The sequence below is a fragment of the Modestobacter sp. SYSU DS0875 genome, from assembly GCF_054050915.1.
Map to the genome: position 1 here is coordinate 95,545 of NZ_JBJHAH010000006.1, position 19,617 is coordinate 115,161.

Consider the following 19,617-nt stretch of genomic DNA (forward strand, 5'->3'; position numbering starts at 1 on the left):
GCGCACGGCGCCGGGTGGGCGACCGGGGGTCACGGTGCGGGGTCGGCGGCCGACGTCGGGTCCTGCGCCGGTCGGGGGGTCGCCGGCAACGCCCGGCCGCGGGACTGGCGGTACACCTCGGCGAACCGCTGGGCCACGGTGACGGCGCTGCCGACCAGCAGGACCCAGAGCGCCACGTGCACCGCGTAGGGGATGCCCAGGCCGGTGAAGCCGGTGCCGACCAGGACCAGGATCAGCCGCTCGGTGCGCTCGACGACGCCGACGTCGCAGGTGAGGCCCACCCCCTCGGCCCGGGCCTTGACGTAGGAGGTGAGGATGCCGAGCACCAGGCAGATCAGCGCGAGCAGGACCAGCAGCCGGTTGTCCCCGGCGCCGGAGAACCACCAGGCCAGGCCGGCGAAGATGGCCGCGTCGGCCGCTCGGTCACCGGTGGAGTCCAGCACGGCGCCGAACACCGACCCACCGCCCCGGGCCCGGGCCAGCGCCCCGTCGAGCATGTCGAGCAGGACGAAGACGGTGACCGTGGCCGCGCCCCAGAACAGCCAGCCGTTGCCGATGAGGAAGACCGCGGCGGCGACCGCGCCCAGCGTCCCGGTGGCGGTGACCGCGTCGGCGGTGACCCCGGCCCGCAGGAGCCCGCGCACCACCGGCGCCCAGAACCGGGCGACGGCCGGGCGCAGGTTGACGCCGAGCACTCAGGCCCCCGTCCCGGCACGACCCGCCGGGGGCCAGGCCTCGGCGAGCAGCCGGCGGGTCTCGGTGAGCACCTGCGGCAGCACCCGGGTGAGCCCGATCACCGGCATGAAGTTGGTGTCCCCGCCCCACCGCGGGACGACGTGCTGGTGCAGGTGGTCGGCGATGCCGGCGCCGGCGATCGCCCCCTGGTTCATCCCGACGTTGAACCCGTGGGCGCCGCTGACCGACCGGACCACACGCATCGCCGTCTGGGTGAAGGCGCCGAACTCGGCGACCTCGGCCTCGGTCAGGTCGGTGTAGTCGGGCACGTGCCGGTACGGGACGACCATCAGGTGCCCGGCGTTGTACGGGTACAGGTTGAGCACCGCGTAGACGGTCTCGCCCCGGGCGACGACGAGCCCCTCCTCGTCGCCCAGGCCGGGGATCCGGTCGAACGGGCAGTCGCCGGCCGCGTCGCTGACCGGCTTGTTCTCCCCCCGGATGTAGGCCATCCGGTACGGCGTCCAGAGGTGCTCGAAGCCGGCCGATGGACCCCCGTCGTCGTTGACGACGGGGATCTTCAGCTCCTCCTGCGCGTCGCTCATCCGGCAGCCGCCGGCTCGGCGGCCCCGGCATCCGCTGCCCGGGCCTCGGCCGCGGTGGGATCGGTGTTGGTCCGGGCGGCGACCCAGGCCACGACCTGCTCGACGGCCTCGGCGACCGGCACCCCGTTGCGCTGCGAGCCGTCGCGGTAGCGGAAGGAGACCGCGCCCGCCTCGGCGTCGGTGGCCCCGGCGATGAGGACGAACGGGATCTTCTGCTTGCTGGCGGTCCGGATCTTCTTCTGCATCCGGTCGTCGGAGTCGTCGACCTCCACCCGGATGCCCCGGGCGCGCAGCTGCCGCGCCACGTCGGTCAGGTAGGGCACCTGCTCGTCGGTGATCGGGATGCCGACCACCTGGACCGGCGCCAGCCAGGCGGGGAACGCGCCGGCGTAGTGCTCGGTGAGCACACCGAAGAACCGCTCGATCGAGCCGAACTTCGCCGAGTGGATCATCACCGGCTGCTGCCGGGTGCCGTCGGCGGCGCTGAACTCCAGACCGAACCGGGCGGGCTGGTTGAAGTCGTACTGGATGGTCGACATCTGCCAGGTGCGGCCGATGGCGTCCCGGGCCTGCACCGAGATCTTCGGCCCGTAGAACGCCGCGCCGCCCGGGTCGGGCACCAGCTCCAGCCCGGTCTCCCGCGCCGCGTCCTCGAGCACCGCGGTGGCGACGGCCCACTCCTCGTCGGAGCCGATGAACTTGTCGGACTCCCCGCGGGTGGACAGCTCCAGGTAGTAGTCGTCCAGGCCGAAGTCGCGCAGCAGCCCCAGCACGAAGGCCAGCAGGTGCCGGATCTCGCCCGGCGCCTGCTCGGGGGTGACGTAGCTGTGCGAGTCGTCCTGGGTGAGCCCGCGCACCCGGGTCAGGCCGTGCACGACGCCGGACTTCTCGTAGCGGTACACCGAGCCGAACTCGAAGAACCGCAGCGGCAGCTCCCGGTAGGACCGCCCGCGCGACCGGAAGATCAGGTTGTGCATCGGGCAGTTCATGGCCTTGAGGTAGTACTTCGAGTTCTCCAGGTCCATGGCCGGGAACATGGTGTCCTCGTAGTACGGCAGGTGGCCGGAGGTCTCGAACAGCCCGCCCTTGCTGATGTGCGGGGTGCCGACGTAGTCGAACCCCTCCTCGATGTGCCGACGGCGGACGTAGTCCTCCATCTCCCGCTTCACCACCCCGCCCTTGGGGTGGAAGACCACGAGCCCGGAGCCGATCTCGTCGGGGAAGCTGAACAGGTCGAGCTCGACGCCCAGGCGCCGGTGGTCGCGGCGCTCGGCCTCGGCCAGCTGCTCCAGGTACGCCTTCTGCGCGTCCTTGCTCTCCCAGGCGGTGCCGTAGACCCGCTGCAGCTGCGGGTTCTGCTCGCTCCCCCGCCAGTAGGCGGCGGCGCTGCGGGTCAGGGAGAACGCCGGGATGCTGCTGGTGCGCGGCAGGTGCGGGCCCCGGCACAGGTCGGTCCAGACCCGGTCGCCGGTGCGGGGGTCGAGGTTGTCGTACATGGTCAGCTGCGCGCCGCCCACCTCGACGTCGGCGCCCTCCGCGGCCTGCTCCGCGGCCTCCTCGCCGGCGCCCCCCTTGAGGCCGATCAGCTCCAGCTTGTACGGCTCGTGCGCCAGCTCGGTGCGCGCGTCGTCGTCGCTGATCTCCCGGCGGCTGAAGTGCTGGCCCTGCTTGACGATCGCCTGCATCCGCTTCTCCAGCGCCTGCAGGTCCTCGGGCGTGAACGGCCGCTCGGGGTCGAAGTCGTAGTAGAAGCCGTTCTCCACCGGCGGGCCGATGCCCAGCCGGGTGCCCGGGAAGAGGTCCTGCACCGCCTGGGCGAGCACGTGCGCGGCGGAGTGCCGGATCACCGCCCGCCCCTCGGGGCTGGCGGCGACCACCGGCTCCACCTCGGCCTCGGTCGCCGGGGCCCAGGCCAGGTCCTTGAGGTCACCGGTGGCCACGTCCCGGACGACGACGGCGGCCTCGGCACCCTTGAGCGCGACCCCGGCGTCCTTGAGGGCCTGCAGCGCCGTCGTCCCGGCCGGGACCCGGATCGGGGTGGCGGCGGTCGGGGAGGGCGGGGCGGACACTCTGGCTCCTGGGGGTCGGCGCGGTCCGGCCGGGCGGCCGGGACTCTGAGACTAGTGCGCCACCGGCCCCGGCCGGGTCACCCGGGGACGACCCGGAGGCCGTCGGCGACGGCGCCGCGGGCGTCGAGGACCGCGACGATCCGGGCGGTGCTCACCGGGTCGGCCGGCACCAGGGTGACCGCGTCGGCGCCCAGCTCGATGCGCACCGGCACCGCCTCGGCCTGCGAGACGGTGAACCGGCCGTCGTCGCCGCGGGTGAAGGTGAACCGGGCGATCACCGAGTCCTCGGTGTCGTACCCGCGGGTGGCGTGCTCGGCGAGGTGGTTGCCCAGGCCGTAGGCCACCCACTCGCCGTCGATCCGCTCGAAGGGCTGGACGACGTGCGCGTGGTGGCCGAGCACCAGGTCGACGTCGGGCGAGGCCAGCAGGGTGCGCACCGCCTCCTCCTGGGCGGGGAGCGGCGCGGAGTCGTACTCCGCGCAGCAGTGCACGCTGGCCACCACGACCTCCGCGCCCGCCGCCCGCGCGGCGGCCGCGTCGGCGAGCACCCCGCTGACGTCGGGCAGGTCGAAGGTGTCGACGGCGAAGGGCGCGTCGGACGGCAGCGGCACCCCGTTCAGCGAGAAGGTGGTGGCCACGTGCCCGACCCGGACACCCCCGGCGTCCACGATGGTCGGCGGCTCCCCCGCCGTGCGGTGTGTGCCGGTGTGCGCGATGCCGGCGGCGTCCAGGGTGCCCAGGGTGCGGACCAGCCCGGCGAACCCGGCGTCCAGCGAGTGGTTCGAGGCGGTGGAGCACAGGTCGTACCCGGCGCCGGCCAAGGCGTCGACGATCTCCGGTTGCACCACGAAGGCCGGGTAGCCCGAGTACGGCCCACCGGCCGGCGCGACCGGGGTCTCCAGGTGGCAGATCGCCAGGTCCGCGGCCTGCAGCACCGGGGCCACCGGCGCGAAGACCGCGGAGAAGTCCCAGGAACCGTCCGGTTGCTGCGCACCGCGGGTGAGGGCACGGCCCTGGTGCACCAGCACGTCGCCGGTGGCGACCAGGGTGAACGTCTCCGGCGGCTCGGGTGCCGGGGAGGAGCTGACCGGGGCCGGGGAGGTGGGCACCGGGGACCCGGCGACCGGGGTGCCGTCGTCGTCCGCGCCGCAGCCGGCCAGCAGGACGACGAGCACGGCCATCACCGCCCCCCGACCGCTCCGCACGGGTCGGACCCTAGCGACGGCCCGCCCGCCCGCGGGGCCGACGCGCAGGTCAGTCCACCAGCTCCACCGGATCGCCGGCGGCGACCCGGCCGGGCGCGACCACCTCGGCGTACACGCCCAGGCAGTGCTTCGGGGTGCGGACGACGTCCAGCACCGCCTCCCCGACGCGCACGCGCCGGCCCACCCAGCTCCGCTCGTCGGCGGCGGGCAGGTGCAGCAGCAGGTTGGCCCGCGGGTCGTCGGCCGAGCAGCCCTCCGGGACCTCCCCGGCCTCGGCGCGGTCGATCGCCTCCCGGGACACCAGGTGCACGGCGGCGGCGTCGACCTGCGGGCCGGCCGCCGAGGCCGCCAGGCGGACGGGGCGGCCCAGCACCTCGGTCAGCGTGATCGTGTCGGCCTCGGCGTCCCCGGTGGCGACCACCTCGCGCAGCTGCGGCGTGGTCTTCACCGTGACGCGCTCCCCGGTGTCCGCGTCGACCACCGACCAGGCGCGGTCACCGCGCAGCCCGGCCGCGTCGACCTCCGCCTCGGCGACCGTCCGGCCGGCCAGCGACTTCACCGGGTACACCGACACCTGACCCACGCTGCCCACGACGTTCCCCATGCCCGGGACGCTACGCGGCACTCCCCTGCCGGCGCAGCCGGCGCAGCTGGGCGTCCAGGTAGGGACGCGCCCGGCGCTGCCCGCCCCGTCGGGCGATCGCTCCGGCGAGCGAGCCCAGGACCCGGACCAGCCGCTCCTCGTCCGGCTCCCAGCCGCGCCGGCGGCACTCCGCCAGCCAGTCGACCGGCCCGGCGTGCCCGCGGGCACCGTTGCACCGGCCGCAGGCGGCGACCTCGTTCTCGGCCCACGACGGGCCGCCCTTCACCCGGGGCACCAGGTGCTCGGTGGTCGGGCGGACCAGGCCGGCGAAGGCGCGCCCGCACCAGATGCAGGTGGCGCCGTCGCGCACCAGCGCCCCGGCCAGCCGGGCCGCGCGATCGGGTTGCACGGCTCCCATGGTCCCCGCGATCGGCGGCCGGCGCCGTCAGCTGCGGCGGGCCCGCTCCCCCGCGACGTCCCGGCGGCGCGGCTGGACCATGGCCACGGCCCTCCGGCGCACCTGCCCGGCCCGGCGGAACCGCTGCCGGGTGTGCCGGGGCGAGTGCGCCGTCCAGACGAGGTCGGGGTCCGGCGCCGGCGGCGCGTCGTCGTCCGCCGCCGCCGCCGACCGCATGCGCTCGTGCAGCTGGCCGAGCACCCGGCCGAGCAGCTGCTCGTCCTCGACGAGCTCGCGCAGGTCCGCGGCGCCCTCGGCGGCCAGCGCCTCGGGAAGCCAGGACTGCCAGCCGGGGCCGAACGCCCGCGCCGCCCCGTCGGACACCACCGCGTGGGCGGCGTCGACGGCCACGCCAGCCCCCAGCGCCACGTCCAGCTCCGCGACGGCCCGCAGCGTGTAGCGGTCGGGACCGGGCCACGGCGGGGGGAGGAACAGGTCGTCCGGCCCGAACTGCTCGTCCTGGAGGTCCACCCGGGCATCGTCGCACCCGGCCCGCGGACGACGACGGCCCCCGACCTGGTCAGGTCGGGGGCCGTGTCCGGTGGGCGATACTGGGTTCGAACCAGTGACCTCTTCGGTGTGAACGAAGCGCTCTACCACTGAGCCAATCGCCCGGACACCGATGATTCTGCCAGACGCTCAGCGCCAGAGTGGCACCCACCCCGGGACCCAGTCCGGCACGCCCATCACGTGCAGGGTCACGACCAGCACTGCGACCACGAACGCCGCCGTCAGCGCGGCGACGACCAGGCGCACCCACAGCGACTGCCGGCCCAGCCAGTCGGTCCAGCGGCCCACGTGGCGGCGGGTGAACTGCAGCAGCCGCTCGGCCCAGGTGAACTCCGAGGCGAGCACGAACAGCCCGGCGATGACGGTCAGCCAGCCGGGCCCCGGCAGCGGGATCGTGATGATCCCCACGGCGACCACCAGGCCACCGACGATCCCCACGCCCACCCGGTAGGGCGCGTCGAACGCCCGCCGGGCGGCGATCCGCCGCCGCCACGTGCTGTCCGCGACCCGCTCGCGCAGGCTGTGCACGCCGTCGCCGGCGAACCGGTCCCGGCGCTCGGCCACGCGCTCCCGCTGCTCCTGGTCCACGACCGCGTCCCCGTCACCGGGCGTGCCGTCACGGCGCGGGAGGTGCCCCCCCAGCGCTGCGACCGTCTCCTGACCGCTCAGCTCGTCACCTGCCCGTTCGCGACGATCTCCGTGGGTTCCGACGGAGCCTGCCGGCCGGGCTCGAAGCTGATGGCGTAGGCGCCGTACTCGTCCAGCCCGGTCGCCGCAGAGCCTACGGTCCGCAGCTCCATCTGTGGGGAAACGACGTCGAACTCCCCGATGGCCACCGCGGAACCCTCCGCCACCCCCCAGGCGACGTACGTGCTGTCGGTTCGGTCGTTGGGCGCGAGCCCGGTGGAGAGCACCTGCACCTGCCCCTCCCGGACGACCACGGTGGCGACCTGCCGGCCGTCCTCCCCGGTGAGCGGGGCGATGGTCGCCCGGCCCGGCACCAGCAGCTCGTCGAGCACCTCCGCTCGCTGGGTGGCCTGCGCCCGGGCGGCGTCCCGGTCCTCGGCCAGCACGACGTTCCACGCTCCCAGCGCCAGCACCGCCGCCACGGCCGCCGCGGCGAGAGCGGTGGGGAGCACCCGCCGCCACGCCGGTCGGAGGTCGGGCTCGCCACCGCGACGCGGTGCCACCAGCTCCAGCTCCAGCTCACCGGCGCCGGGCAGGTCGCCGGCCCGGGCAGCCGGCACCCCCGGCCGGCCGCCCGGGGGTGCCGGCTGTCGGTCGGGTACCGGAGCGGGGCGGCGCACCTGCTCGGTCGCCTCCACAGCGACCCGCAGCCGGTCCCGCAGCGCGGCGGAGGGCTCGACGGCGGAGGGCTCTGCGGCGGAGGACTCTGCGGCGGACAGGTCGGCAGCGAGCGCCCCCATCACCTGCTCCGTGCCGGCGACCGTCCGGGCACAGCGCCTGCACCCGGGCAGGTGGGCGTCGAACCGGTTCTCGTCCTCCGGCTCCAGGGCGTGCAGCGCCCACCCGACCGCCAGCTCGTCCCACCCCTGGTGGTCGTCGCCGGGAGCGTGGCCCGGCGCACCGTGGAGGGTCATCGCGCGGTCCCGTCCGCGGGGGTCGCACCGGGCACGCCGGCGCCCAGCGCATCCGTGAGCCTGCGCACGCCCGCGAGCAGGCGGGTCTTCACCGTGCCCAGCGGCGCGCCGGTGAGCGCGGCCACCTCGCGCTGCGTGTAGCCGCCGTAGTAGACGAGCGCCAGGACCTCGCGCTGCGACTCCGGCAACGCCTGCAGAGCGGTGCGCACCGTCGCCGCGGCGACCCGGTCGGCCGCCTCGTCGGGGACGGCGGCCGGCGCCGCCAGGGCGAGCTCGTCCACGGCCCGGGCCTGCCGGCGCCGGTGGGACTCCTCGCGCCGCACGGCGTCGACCGCCTTGTGATGGACCGCCGACAGCAGCCAGGAGGCCACCGTGCCCCGGCTCGCGTCGAAGGTGCCCGGGTCCCGCCAGACGGCGAGGAAGACCTCCTGCAGCACGTCCTCGGCGAGCACGTCGTCGGCCACCACCCGGCGCGCGAGGGCGAACGCCGGCCGCCGGAACCGCTCGTAGAGGTCGTCGACCGCCGTCCGGTCGCCCGCGGCGACCCGTGCGACCAGCTGACGGTCGGCCGCGCCGTCGTCCGGGTGGCGCAGCGGTCGGCTCACGAGGCCATGGTCACACGAGGGGTCCGCTCGGCACTGCCCGATCGGCCCACCGATCGGCGCCGGCCACCCGTCCGGGCGGGCGGACGGGGCGCGTGTGACTGGTGGGACGGATGGGGCACGACACGCCGCGGAGGGGCGTCACCTCCCCCACCGTTGGTCGTTGTGAAGGACATGGCGCGCTTTCCGAGGTCCGGCTGCACGGCTCGAACGACACTCCACCTGGTCGGCCCGCAGTCCTGGACGGCCGTCCCTGCCGCGCTGGTCTACGACTCCACCGACCCCTTCGCCGTGCGGATCCGGTTCGGCGACGGCGGGGACGACCCGGCCGACAACCTCGCCGACGCCCTCGCCGACGCCCTCGCCGAGGAGCTGCCCGCCGGCGGCGTGACCGAGGACGAGTTCCTCGACGAGCCGGAGGACGACGGCGTCGAGTGGCTGCTGAGCCGCGAGCTGCTGCGCGCCGGCCTCACCGCCCCCGCCGGCGACGGCGACGTCCGGCTGTGGCCGGCCCGGGGCGGACTGGACGTGCTCTTCCTGCAGCTGCGGGCTCCCTCGGGTGAGGCGCTGTTCGAGCTGTCGGCCACCGTCGTGGGCGACTTCTTGCGGGAGAGCGAGCTGCTGGTGCCCGTCGGCACGGAGAGCGACGCGACGTCGGTCGACGAGGAGCTGTCCGAGCTGCTCCGCGGCGGCACCGACAACCCGACGTCCCTGTGACCCCGCGACGGCGGTCAACGAGCCGCTGACCTGGGCGGACACCCTCCGCGACACCCGGGGTACCCCCCGGGTTTGGAGCCCTGGAGGGCATCGGTTAGAGTTCTTCCCGTTGCACAGCGCAGTACGCAACGAACAAGCGGACGTGGCTCAGTGGTAGAGCATCACCTTGCCAAGGTGAGGGTCGCGGGTTCGAATCCCGTCGTCCGCTCGGAACTCCCGGGCGCTGGTCGTAGACCGGCGCCCGGCGTGCGGTGGAGTGGCCGAGAGGCGAGGCAACGGCCTGCAAAGCCGTCTACACGGGTTCAAATCCCGTCTCCACCTCGGCGCCACCCTGTGGTGTGTCGACGGGGGAGGCGGATCCGGCCAGTGGGCCGGAACGGGCGATTGGCTCAGCGGTAGAGCGCTTCCCTGACACGGAAGAGGTCACTGGTTCGATCCCAGTATCGCCCACCAGCCGGAGAGGCCCCAGGTCAGCGACCTGGGGCCTCTCCGCGTTCCGACCCCGATCCCGCGTTCGATGCCGATGCCGTGTCCAGTGATGCGAGGTGCGGGCGTCCCGGTGAGAGGGACCGAGCGTGATCAGCCGACCGGCACCCCGTCGGCTGCGGCGCGCAGCACCGCCACGTCCAGCTTGGCCATGCCGAGCATCGCCTGCACGGCCCGCTGGGCCCGCACGGGGTCCGGGTCGGCGAACAGCTCGGACGTGCCCTCGGGGACGATCTGCCAGCTGAGCCCGTAGCGGTCCCGCAGCCAGCCGCACTGGCCCTCCGCTCCCCCGTCCCGGACGAACCGGTCCCACAGCCGGTCCACCTCGGCCTGGTCGGCGCAGTTCACCTGCAGGGAGACCGCCTCGGTGAACGGGAACTCCGGCCCGCCGTTGATCCCCACCAGCCGCATGCCGACGACCTCGAACTCGACGGCCATCACCTCACCGGCCGGCCCGGGTGCGCCCTCCGGGTACCGGGCGGTGCTCACGATGTGCCCGTCACCGAGCACGTCGATGTAGTAGTGGGCCGCCTCCACCGCCTGGGTGTCGAACCAGAGGTTGGGGACGATCTTCTGCGCCATGTCGCGTCCTCTCGGGTCGGCGGGCCGGGCGCCCGCACGGGGTGGACGCAGCACAGACCCGGTCGGCGCCGGGAACTCATCGGCCCCGACCGCTCACCGCAGCGACGGCGCCACCCGCTCCACCCAGAAGCGCGCGACCTGGTCGGCCAGTGCCGCCCGATCCCCGTCGTTGACCAGCACCACGTCCGCCACCGCGCGCCGCTGCTCGTCGGTGGCCTGGCTGGCGACCCGCGCCCGGGCGTCGTCCTCACCGAGCCCCCGGCCGACCAACCGGGACACGCGGGTCTCCAGCGGCGCCTCCACGACGAGCACGAGGTCGTAGGAGCCGGCCTGACCGGTCTCCACCAGCAGGGGGACGTCCTGGACCACCACGGCGTCCGCCGGCGCGGCAGCGACCAGCTCGGCGGCCCGGGAACGCACCCGCGGGTGGACGATCCCGTCGAGCCGCGCTCGCGCCGCGGGGTCGCTGAACACGATCGCCGCCAGCGCCGGCCGGTCGAGGGAGCCATCGGCGGCCAGCACACCGTCGCCGAAGGCGGCGACCACCTCGGCCAGCCCCGCCGTCCCCGGCGCCACCGCCTCCCGGGCCAGCCGGTCGGCGTCGACCACGCGCGCCCCACGCTCGGCCAGCAAGGCGGCCACCGTGCTCTTGCCCGATCCGATGCCACCGGTCAGCCCGATCCTCAGCACACCGGCGACCCTAGGCCCAGCCGCGGGGTGCCGGTGAGGTCACAGGGAGATCACGGCACCGGACGACCGGCGCGTCGCACGAGTCACAGCAGTCACAGGACTTACCTTTCGTCCCGGTGGACTTCCCCCGCCACAGCAGAAAGGCAGTGATCATGTCCCGCAGCACGCTCGACGGCCCGCAGTCGGCCCGCGGCACCTCCCGCCGCGGTCGTCACCGGATGGACATGCCCGGCGGGGTGCGCTGCTCCGACCTGCCGGGGGTCCGCGAGCGGCTGCCGCAGCGACGGACGTCGTCCTTCCTGCGCGCCCTGCTGCCCACCGTCGCCTCCGGCCGCCACACCTGGGACTTCCTGGCCAACGCCGGCGGCCGCCCCCGCACCGCGTTCGCGATCATCCTCAGCCTCTGAGCCCCTCCCCCGTCCGAGCGGCACCCCGCTCGCACGGCGTGCGGCCCACGGCAGCCAGGTCACGGCAGACCTCGCGCTGATCCGGTCAGGGACGACCGGACACCGGCCCGCACGCCCACCGATGACGGCCCCGTCGACCACCTCGGTCGACGGGGCCGTCGTGTCATCGCGACACCCCGGATCGCACCACCGCAGGTGCCACACCCGACTGCCGCTGAGCCGCTCCGTCGCTCGATCGCGGGACCTCCCCGGCCCCACTGGACCTCCCGGCCCCGCTCCTCCCACAGGACACGTCACCGCGACGATCGCGTGGGGCACAGACGACAGTGCGCCGCCCACCCCGGAGGGTGGGCGGCGCACTGTTCAGGTGCTGCTCAGCAGAGCTGCGAGGTCACTCCCCGCCGGCGAGCTTGGCGCGCAGGGCGGCCAGGGCCTCGTCGGAGGCGAGGGTGCCACCACCACCACCACTGGTGGAGACGGCGTCGCCCTCGGGCTCGGCGGCGCTGGAGTAGCTGCCGCCGGCAGCGGCCTCGGCGTCGGCCTCCTTCGCCGCGGCGATCTGCTTGCGGTGCGCCTCGAAGCGGGCCTGGGCCTCGGCGTACTGCTTCTCCCACGTCTCGCGGGCCTCGTCGTAGCCCTCGAGCCACTCGCCGGTCTCGGGGTCGAAGCCCTCCGGGTAGATGTAGTTGCCCTGCTCGTCGTAGGACGCGGCCATGCCGTAGGCGGCCGGGTCGAACTGGTCCTCGTCGCCGACGACGCCCTCGTTGGCCTGCTTCAGCGACAGCGAGATGCGACGGCGGTCCAGGTCGATGTCGATGACCTTGACCAGGATCTCGTCGCCCACCTGGACGACCTGCTCCGGGATCTCCACGTGACGCTCGGCCAGCTCGGAGATGTGGACCAGGCCCTCGATGCCCTCGTCGACCCGGACGAACGCACCGAACGGCACCAGCTTGGTGACCTTGCCGGGCACGACCTGGCCGATCTGGTGGGTCCGGGCGAACTGACGCCACGGGTCCTCCTGCGTCGCCTTCAGCGACAGCGAGACCCGCTCACGGTCCAGGTCGACGTCGAGGACCTCGACGGTGACCTCCTGGCCGACCTCGACGACCTCGGACGGGTGGTCGATGTGCTTCCAGGACAGCTCGGAGACGTGCACCAGACCGTCCACGCCGCCCAGGTCGACGAACGCACCGAAGTTGACGATCGAGGAGACGACGCCGGTACGGACCTGGCCCTTGGCGAGCTTGTTGAGGAACTCGCTGCGCACCTCGGACTGGGTCTGCTCCAGCCACTGGCGGCGGGACAGGACCACGTTGTTGCGGTTCTTGTCCAGCTCGATGATCTTGGCCTCGAGCTCGCGGCCCACGTAGGGCTGCAGGTCACGGACGCGACGCATCTCGACCAGCGAGGCGGGGAGGAACCCGCGCAGGCCGATGTCGAGGATCAGGCCGCCCTTGACGACCTCGATGACGGTGCCGGTGACGACCTCGTCGGCTTCCTTCTTCGCCTCGATCGTGCCCCAGGCGCGCTCGTACTGCGCGCGCTTCTTGGACAGGATGAGGCGGCCTTCCTTGTCCTCCTTCTGGAGGACGAGGGCTTCCACCTCGTCGCCGACGTTGACGACCTCGGTCGGGTCGACGTCGTGCTTGATGGACAGCTCGCGCGAGGGGATGACGCCCTCGGTCTTGTAGCCGATGTCCAGCAGCACCTCGTCCCGGTCGACCTTGACGATCACGCCTTCGACGATGTCGCCGTCGTTGAAGTACTTGATGGTCTGGTCGATCGCGGCGAGGAAGTCCTCGGCGGTGCCGATGTCGTTGACCGCGATCTGGGGGGTGCTGTCGGGACGGACCTGGGTGGAGGTCATGTGGTCGAGTGCTCCGGACGGGGGGTGCGTAGGGACAGGGAACCGCGACCTGCTGGTCGCGGGCGTGTTCACGAGAGAGGGACGACGGGGACGCCCTCCCGGTGAGGAGGACAACACCACAGACCTCTGGCGCAATTCCCCATGGTACGGACGGCGGCTGGGCAGGTCCACCACGGGTCCGGCCGGTGTGCCGCGCTCCGGCGTGTCACGATCGGCGCGCCATGGACCCCGCCCCGGACCCAGTGTCCGCCCCCCTCCCGCTGGCCGCGGACGGCTACCCCGCGGCCGGTGACGTCACCCGCCGCCCGGTCGGCCAGGCCGAGTCCGCCCGGGCCAACCGGGGGTGGTGGGACGCGGCCGCGCCGGCGTACCTCGCCGAGCACGGCACCGACCTGGGCGACGCGGACTTCCTGTGGTGCCCCGAGGGGCTCCGGGAGGCCGACGCGCACCTGCTGGGCGACGTCACCGGCCGCCGGGTGCTCGAGATCGGCTGCGGCTCGGCGCCCTGCTCCCGCTGGCTGCACCGCGCCGGCGCCTCCCCGATCGCGCTGGACGTCTCCGGGGGGATGCTCGCCCGGGCCGCGGAGCTGAACCGGGCGACCGGGTTGCCGGTGCCGCTGCTGCAGGCCGACGCCGGTGCGCTGCCGCTGACCGACGACAGCGTCGACCTGGCCTGCTCGGCGTTCGGCGGGCTGCCGTTCGTCGCCGACGCGCAGGCCGTGCTCGGCGAGGTCGCCCGGGTGCTCCGCCCGGGCGGGCGGTTCGTCGCCTCGGTGAACCACCCGATGCGCTGGGCGATGCCGGACTCGCCCGACCCGGCGGACCTGCGGGTCGTCTCCTCCTACTTCGACCGCACTCCCTACGTGGAGACCGACGACGCGGGGCGGACCGTGTACGTGGAGCACCACCGCACCGTGGGTGACTGGGTCCGGGCGGTCGTGGCCGCAGGACTGGTGCTGCGGGACCTGGTGGAACCAGAGTGGGCACCGGGCCGCACGCAGACGTGGGGCCAGTGGTCCCCAGCGCGGGGCGCGCTCGTCCCGGGCACGCTCGTGCTGGTCTGCGAGTTGCCCGACCGACCGGAGGAGACGGCATGGACGAGCTGACCGACCAGATGACCGACCAGATGACCGACCAGGCGCAGACCCTGGACAGCACCGCGGGACCGACGCTGGACGACGCCGCGCACCGGGCCCTGGACGGCGCCGCCGAGACGGCCCTGCTGGTGCTGGTGCCCGAGGCCGACCCGGTGGTCGGCGACCACCGCCGGCAGTTCGACGTGTCGGCGTCCTGGGGGGTGCCGGCGCACGTCACGGTCGTCTACCCCTTCATGCCGCCGAACCAGGTCGACGACGGCGTGCTGACCGGGCTGGCTCGGGCCGTCGCCGACCAGCCGGCCTTCGACTGCGTGCTGGACCACACCGGCTGCTTCGGCGAGGAGGTGCTGTGGCTGGCCCCGGCCGACGACGAGCCGTTCCGCCGGCTCACGGCCGCGGTGGTCGAGGCCTTCCCGGACCACCTGCCCTACCGGGGTGCGCACGGCGAGGACCCCAGCCCGCACCTGTCGGTCGCCGAGCGGCGCCTGGGGGACGAGGCCGGGCTGCGCACGGTCGCGGAGGCGATCGGGGAGCACCTGCCGATCCGGTCGCGGGTCACCACGGTGAGCCTGTTCGCCGGCGCCCGGGAACCCGGCTCCTGGCACCTGGTCGCCGAGTTCCCGCTGGCCGCATCCCCCTCCTGACGAAGCACCCCGTCCTGAGGCTCCCGTGCAGGGCCCACCGCGAGCCTGCGAGCGGTGGGGCAAGGAGGCCTCTCCCTAGTGGGCGGCGGCGTCCCAGCTGGCGCCCACGCCCACGGAGACCTCCAGCGCCACCGAGAGCTGCGCGGCGCCGGCCATCTCCCGGCGCACCAGGGCCTCCAGCTGCTCCCGCTCCCCCGGGGCGACCTCCAGCACGAGTTCGTCGTGGACCTGCAGCAGCATCCGCGAGCGCAGCCCCTCGGCCTCGATCGCCCGCTCCACGCCGAGCATGGCGACCTTGATGACGTCGGCGGCGGACCCCTGGATGGGCGCGTTCAGCGCCATCCGCTCGGCCATCTCCCGGCGCTGCCGGTTGTCGCTGGTCAGGTCGGGCAGGTAGCGCCGGCGGCCCAGCGTCGTCTCGGTGTAGCCGGTCTGCCGGGCGTCGTCGACCACGCCGTCGAGGTAGTCGCGGATGCCCCCGAACCGCTCGAAGTAGGCGTGCATCTGCGCGCGCGCCTCCTCCGGGGTGATCCGCAGCTGCTGGGCCAGGCCGTAGGCGCTCAGCCCGTAGGCCAGGCCGTAGCTCATCGCCTTGATCCGGCGGCGCATCTCCGGGTCGACCTGCTCGATCGGGATGCCGAACGCCCGGGAGGCGACGAAGGAGTGCAGGTCCTCCCCCGAGGTGAACGCCTCGATCAGGCCGGCGTCCTCGGACAGGTGCGCCATGATCCGCATCTCGATCTGGCTGTAGTCGGCGGTCATCAACGACTCGTAGCCCGGGCCGACCACGAACGCCTGCCGGATCCGGCGACCCTCGGCGCTGCGGATCGGGATGTTCTGCAGGTTGGGGTCGGTCGAGGACAGCCGGCCGGTGGCGGCGATCGTCTGCTGGTACGTGGTGTGGATCCGCCCGACGTCGTCGACCATCGGGATCAGCCCGTCGATGACGGTGCGCAGCCGGGTGACGTCGCGGTGCCGGAGCAGGTGCTCCAGGAACGGGTGACCGGTGGAGGCCAGCAGCGAGGTGAGCGCCTCGGCATCGGTGGTGTACCCGGTCTTGTTCTTCTTGGTCTTCGGCAGGCCCAGTTCGTCGAAGAGCACCGCCTGCAGCTGCTTCGGCGAGCCGAGGTTGATCTCCTTGCCGATGACCGCGTACGCCTCCTGCGCGGCCTCGGTGACCTCGGCGGCGAACTCCTTCTGCAGCTCGTGCAGGAAGTCCAGGTCCGCGGCGATGCCGCGCCGCTCCATCGCGGCGAGCACCCGGGTCAGCGGCAGCTCGATCTCGCCCAGCAGGTGGTCGCCGCCGCGCTGACCGAGCACCTGCTCCAGCGCGTCGGACAGGTCGTTGACCGCGACCGCCTTGAGCACGTCGGCGTGCGCGGCCTCCGCGGCGACGTCGGCCTCGGTCGGGCCGAGCCCGTCGAGGGTCAGCTGCTCCTCGGGGGCGGCGGCGTCCTTGAGCTCCCGGCGCAGGTAGCGGACGGCCAGGTCGCCGAGGTCGAACGACCGCTGACCGGGGTTGGCCAGGTAGGCCGCGAGCGCGGTGTCGCTGACGAGGCCGCGCACCTCCCACCCGCGCGCCCAGACGGCCAGCAGCGGGCCCTTCACCTCGTGCACCACCTTGGGGGCGGCCGGGTCGGCCAGCCAGGTGGCCAGCGCCTGCTCGTCGGCGGCGTCCAGGCCGGGGCCGACGTCGACGAAGGTCGCGTGGTCGTCGGCCGCGGCCAGCGCCAGGCCGGCGAGCTCGCCGGTGCCGCGGCCCCACGTGCCCCGGAAGACGATGCCGGTGTGCCCGGTGCGGGCGTGCGCGGCCAGCCAGTCGCCGAGCCGACCGGGGGCCACCTCGTCGGCGGTGACCTCGAAGCCGCCGTCCACCTCCGGCTCCGCGCTGGAGAGGGTGGCGAACAGCCGGTCGCGCAGCACCCGGAACTGCAGGTTGTCGAAGAGGGTGTGCACCTCGTTGCGGTCCCAGGGCTGGACAGCCAGGTCGGTGGGACCGACCTCCAGCGGCACCTGCCGGTCCAGTTCGGTGAGCCGGCGGTTCTGCAGCACCTGGGACAGGTGGTCGCGCAGCTTCTCCCCGACCTTGCCCTTGACGGTGTCGACCTGGTCGACCAGGGCGTCGAGCGAGCCGTACTCGCGCACCCACTTGGCCGCGGTCTTCTCCCCCACGCTCGGGATGCTGGGCAGGTTGTCGCTCGGGTCGCCGCGCAGCGCCGCGAAGTCCGGGTACTGGACGGGGCTCAGGCCGTACTTGGCCTCGACCTCCTCCGGGGTGAACCGGGTCAGGTCGGAGACGCCCTTGCGGGGGTAGAGCACCGTCACGTGCTCGTCGACCAGCTGCAGCGCGTCGCGGTCACCGGTGCAGATGAGCACGTCCATGCCCTGCTCGACCGCCTGGACGGCCAGTGTGGCGATGACGTCGTCGGCCTCGTAGCCCTCGGCGGTGATCACCGGGACGTGCAGCGCCCCCAGGACCTCCTGCACCAGGCTGACCTGGCCGCGGAAGTCGGTGGGGCTCTCGGCACGGTTGGCCTTGTAGTCGGCGTAGATCTCGCTGCGGAAGGTCTTCCGGCTGACGTCGAAGGCGACCGCCAGGTGCGAGGGCTGCTCGTCGCGCAGCACGTTGATCAGCATCGACGTGAAGCCGTAGACCGCGTTGGTCGGCTGCCCCGTGGTCGTGGAGAAGTTCTCCACCGGGAGCGCGAAGAAGGCCCGGTAGGCCAGGGAGTGGCCGTCGAGCAGCAGCAACCGCGGGCGGGTGCCCTCGGTGGTCGAGGAGGTGGCGGGCGCGGGGGCGGAGACCGGAGCGGACATCACCGCGATCCTAGGTCCGCGCACCGACGACCCGGCTCCCCACGCGCGGTGGCTAGCGTGCAGCAGCGTGACGCACACCCGACCCGACTGGCTGCCGGCCGACACCCAGGGCCCGCTCGACGACAAGCTGGGCATCCGGGTCACCGAGTGGGACCCCGACCGCCTGGTCGCCACCATGCCGGTGGCCGGCAACGAGCAGCCCTTCGGCCTGCTGCACGGCGGCGCGACCTGCGCGCTGGCCGAGAGCATCGGGTCGTACGCGGCGGTGCTGCACGCCGGCCCCGGGGGCTCGGTGGTCGGCATCGAGCTCAACGCCAGCTACCTCAGCGCCGCCCGGTCCGGCGTGGTCACCGCGGTGTGCACGCCGGTGCGGCGCGGTCGCACCCTGGCCACCTTCCTCATCTCGATCTCCGACGACGCCGGGCGGCCGACGGCCAGTGCGCGGCTGACCTGCATGATCCGGAGTGCGCGCGCCACACCGGGCAGCTGAGCACCCGGACCGGTGGTGCGACCGATCGGTAGCACACCGGCGTGTCGCAGATGGGTCACGAAGCGTCCCAGCAGGTCGATCCCCGTAACAACCCTGGGTTACTGTCCCGCCTCACATCCAACGGCTGGGAGGTCGAGTGACGCACGCGCCCCACCGTGCCGCACGGCGCGGGGAACGCAGCAGCGCCCGGTACGGCTCAGGTGCACCACCGGCGAGCGGCCCCCGGTCCCCGCGGTGGCGCAGCGGGCGCCGTCCCCTGACCCTCGCCCTGCTGGTGGCCGCCTTCGCCATGGCCCTGGCCACCCTCGTCCCGGGGGTCGCCTCCGCCGAGGGCGAGCAGGTGCGCGGCACCCTGCGGACCAGCGTGAGCGGGCCCATCGAGGGCGCCACGGTCGAGGTCACCACGCCGGACGGCGACCCCGTCGACACCGTGCAGACCGACGAGGACGGCCGGTGGGAGGTCGACCTGCCGGCCGCCGGCCAGTACGTCGTCAGCATCGACCCCGACGACCTGCCCGACGGCGTCGAGCTCAACGGCGAGCCCAGCCGGACCGTCACCGTCGACACCGGACGGCAGCAGCCGGTCAACATCGGCCTCAACGACGGCAGCCGCAACGACGGCGGCGGCACCATCCGGGCCGTCCAGCTGTTCGTCGACGGCCTCCGGTTCGGGCTGCTGATCGCCATGGCCGCCGTGGGCCTGTCGCTGATCTACGGCACCACCGGGCTGACCAACTTCGCGCACGGCGAGCTGGTCACCATCGGCGCCATCGCCGCCTGGTACATCAACGTGCAGGGCGGGGTGCCGCTCATCCCCGCGGCCCTGCTCGCCATGGCGGTCGGCGGGGTCGTCGGTGCCCTCAACGAGCTGGCCATCTGGCGGCCGCTGCGGCGCCGCGGCACCGGGCTCATCGCCGCGCTGGTCGTCTCCATCGGCCTGTCCCTGGCGCTGCGGTACAGCTACCAGATCTTCTACGGCGGGTTCTCCAACCCCTACGCCGACTACCAGGGCCAGCGGGCGCGGAGCTACGGCGCCTTCACCCTCCAGGACCGGGACATCGCCTCGATCGTCATCGCGGTCGTGGTCCTGGTGCTGGTCGCGCTCATGCTGCAGCGCACCAAGATCGGCAAGGCCATGCGGGCGGTGTCGGACAACCGAGACCTCGCCGCGTCCTCCGGCATCGACGTCAACCGGGTCGTGCTCTTCGTGTGGGTGCTCGGTGGAGCGCTCGCCGCGCTCGGCGGGGTGCTCCTCGGCCTCTCCGACCAGGTCCAGTGGGACATGGGCTTCCGGTTGCTGCTGCTGATGTTCGCCGGGGTCACCCTCGGTGGGCTGGGCACCGCCTACGGCGCCCTGCTCGGCAGCCTCATCGTCGGCGTCTTCGTGCAGATGTCCACCCTCGTCATCCCGAATGACATGAAGTACGTCGGAGGGCTGCTCCTCTTGATCGTCATCCTCGTCGTCCGTCCCCAGGGCATCCTGGGCAGCCGCGCCAGGATCGGCTGACCG

20 protein-coding genes and 4 tRNA genes are annotated in these 19,617 nt (G+C 73.8%); 9 read left to right on the forward strand and 15 right to left on the reverse strand.

Features of this window, described 5'->3' with window-relative positions; translation table 11 throughout:
* Positions 1-29 precede the first annotated feature (29 nt).
* The 11 genes from pgsA to ACI79Y_RS05155 form a co-directional block, all read right to left on the reverse strand.
* Positions 30-695 carry a phosphatidylinositol phosphate synthase gene (gene pgsA, locus ACI79Y_RS05105; protein WP_457157429.1) on the reverse strand — a complete coding sequence of 222 codons (666 nt, stop codon included), beginning with the start codon at positions 693-695 and terminating at the stop codon, positions 30-32.
* Positions 696-1,280 (reverse strand): HIT family protein, encoded by a 585-nt coding sequence (locus ACI79Y_RS05110; protein ID WP_457157430.1) that lies wholly within the window; start codon positions 1,278-1,280, stop codon positions 696-698.
* Positions 1,277-3,349 carry a threonine--tRNA ligase gene (thrS, locus tag ACI79Y_RS05115; RefSeq protein WP_457157431.1) on the reverse strand — a complete coding sequence of 691 codons (2,073 nt, stop codon included), beginning with the start codon at positions 3,347-3,349 and terminating at the stop codon, positions 1,277-1,279. Before thrS ends, ACI79Y_RS05110 begins: the two co-directional genes overlap by 4 nt.
* 77 nt (positions 3,350-3,426) lie before the next feature.
* A complete protein-coding gene (locus ACI79Y_RS05120; RefSeq protein WP_457157432.1) occupies positions 3,427-4,554 on the reverse strand; it encodes a CapA family protein in 1,128 nt (375 codons plus the stop codon).
* A 49-nt stretch (positions 4,555-4,603) separates the two neighbouring features.
* Positions 4,604-5,158: an MOSC N-terminal beta barrel domain-containing protein gene (locus tag ACI79Y_RS05125; protein ID WP_457157433.1), complete on the reverse strand. Its 555-nt coding sequence runs from the start codon at positions 5,156-5,158 to the stop codon at positions 4,604-4,606.
* Positions 5,159-5,168: 10 nt separating this feature from the next.
* On the reverse strand, positions 5,169-5,555 hold the full coding sequence (locus ACI79Y_RS05130; RefSeq protein WP_457157434.1) for an HNH endonuclease: 387 nt from the start codon (positions 5,553-5,555) through the stop codon (positions 5,169-5,171).
* Positions 5,556-5,582: 27 nt separating this feature from the next.
* Entirely contained in the window at positions 5,583-6,065 is a 483-nt protein-coding gene (locus ACI79Y_RS05135; protein ID WP_457157435.1) for a hypothetical protein, read from the reverse strand.
* Between the two features lie 71 nt (positions 6,066-6,136).
* Positions 6,137-6,208: transfer RNA gene (locus tag ACI79Y_RS05140), tRNA-Val, on the reverse strand.
* Between the two features lie 25 nt (positions 6,209-6,233).
* Entirely contained in the window at positions 6,234-6,692 is a 459-nt protein-coding gene (locus tag ACI79Y_RS05145; RefSeq protein ID WP_457157436.1) for a TIGR02611 family protein, read from the reverse strand.
* Positions 6,693-6,769: 77 nt separating this feature from the next.
* Entirely contained in the window at positions 6,770-7,705 is a 936-nt protein-coding gene (locus tag ACI79Y_RS05150; protein ID WP_457157437.1) for an anti-sigma factor domain-containing protein, read from the reverse strand.
* Positions 7,702-8,310, reverse strand: coding sequence for a sigma-70 family RNA polymerase sigma factor (locus ACI79Y_RS05155; RefSeq protein WP_457157438.1), 609 nt, complete (start codon positions 8,308-8,310; stop codon positions 7,702-7,704). Before ACI79Y_RS05155 ends, ACI79Y_RS05150 begins: the two co-directional genes overlap by 4 nt.
* 171 nt (positions 8,311-8,481) lie before the next feature.
* Between ACI79Y_RS05155 and ACI79Y_RS05160 the strand changes: the two genes are divergently transcribed.
* The 4 genes from ACI79Y_RS05160 to ACI79Y_RS05175 all read left to right on the forward strand — a co-directional run bounded on the left by ACI79Y_RS05160 (position 8,482) and on the right by ACI79Y_RS05175 (position 9,477).
* Positions 8,482-9,024: an SsgA family sporulation/cell division regulator gene (locus ACI79Y_RS05160; protein WP_457157494.1), complete on the forward strand. Its 543-nt coding sequence runs from the start codon at positions 8,482-8,484 to the stop codon at positions 9,022-9,024.
* 136 nt (positions 9,025-9,160) lie between these two features.
* Positions 9,161-9,232: transfer RNA gene (locus ACI79Y_RS05165), tRNA-Gly, on the forward strand.
* Between the two features lie 42 nt (positions 9,233-9,274).
* Positions 9,275-9,345 (forward strand) — tRNA-Cys (locus ACI79Y_RS05170).
* A gap of 57 nt (positions 9,346-9,402) precedes the next feature.
* Positions 9,403-9,477 (forward strand) — tRNA-Val (locus ACI79Y_RS05175).
* A gap of 126 nt (positions 9,478-9,603) precedes the next feature.
* On the opposite strand, the gene ACI79Y_RS05180 is transcribed toward ACI79Y_RS05175, so the two are convergent.
* Both ACI79Y_RS05180 and coaE read right to left on the reverse strand, forming a co-directional pair.
* Positions 9,604-10,092, reverse strand: coding sequence for a VOC family protein (locus tag ACI79Y_RS05180; protein WP_457157439.1), 489 nt, complete (start codon positions 10,090-10,092; stop codon positions 9,604-9,606).
* Positions 10,093-10,185: 93 nt separating this feature from the next.
* Positions 10,186-10,782, reverse strand: a complete 597-nt coding sequence (coaE, locus tag ACI79Y_RS05185; RefSeq protein ID WP_457157440.1) for a dephospho-CoA kinase — start codon at positions 10,780-10,782, stop codon at positions 10,186-10,188.
* Positions 10,783-10,934: 152 nt separating this feature from the next.
* On the opposite strand from coaE, the gene ACI79Y_RS05190 reads away from it, so the two are divergent.
* Positions 10,935-11,189 (forward strand): hypothetical protein, encoded by a 255-nt coding sequence (locus tag ACI79Y_RS05190; RefSeq protein WP_457157441.1) that lies wholly within the window; start codon positions 10,935-10,937, stop codon positions 11,187-11,189.
* A 391-nt stretch (positions 11,190-11,580) separates the two neighbouring features.
* On the opposite strand, the gene rpsA is transcribed toward ACI79Y_RS05190, so the two are convergent.
* Positions 11,581-13,059: a 30S ribosomal protein S1 gene (gene rpsA / locus ACI79Y_RS05195; RefSeq protein WP_457157442.1), complete on the reverse strand. Its 1,479-nt coding sequence runs from the start codon at positions 13,057-13,059 to the stop codon at positions 11,581-11,583.
* 242 nt (positions 13,060-13,301) lie between these two features.
* Between rpsA and ACI79Y_RS05200 the strand changes: the two genes are divergently transcribed.
* Together ACI79Y_RS05200 and ACI79Y_RS05205 are read left to right on the forward strand one after the other, a co-directional pair.
* Complete coding sequence (locus ACI79Y_RS05200; protein ID WP_457157443.1) at positions 13,302-14,165, forward strand: class I SAM-dependent methyltransferase; 864 nt, start codon at positions 13,302-13,304, stop codon at positions 14,163-14,165.
* Complete coding sequence (locus ACI79Y_RS05205; RefSeq protein ID WP_457157444.1) at positions 14,153-14,800, forward strand: 2'-5' RNA ligase family protein; 648 nt, start codon at positions 14,153-14,155, stop codon at positions 14,798-14,800. The genes ACI79Y_RS05200 and ACI79Y_RS05205 overlap by 13 nt, the downstream gene beginning before the upstream one ends.
* Positions 14,801-14,875: 75 nt before the next feature.
* On the opposite strand, the gene polA is transcribed toward ACI79Y_RS05205, so the two are convergent.
* Positions 14,876-17,617, reverse strand: a complete 2,742-nt coding sequence (gene polA, locus ACI79Y_RS05210; RefSeq protein ID WP_457157445.1) for a DNA polymerase I — start codon at positions 17,615-17,617, stop codon at positions 14,876-14,878.
* A gap of 67 nt (positions 17,618-17,684) precedes the next feature.
* Here polA and ACI79Y_RS05215 point away from each other — a divergent pair, with 67 nt between their 5' ends.
* On the forward strand, positions 17,685-18,107 hold the full coding sequence (locus tag ACI79Y_RS05215) for a PaaI family thioesterase (RefSeq protein WP_457157446.1): 423 nt from the start codon (positions 17,685-17,687) through the stop codon (positions 18,105-18,107).
* Between the two features lie 274 nt (positions 18,108-18,381).
* On the forward strand, positions 18,382-19,614 hold the full coding sequence (locus ACI79Y_RS05220; RefSeq protein WP_457157447.1) for an ABC transporter permease subunit: 1,233 nt from the start codon (positions 18,382-18,384) through the stop codon (positions 19,612-19,614).
* Positions 19,615-19,617: the final 3 nt, after the last annotated feature.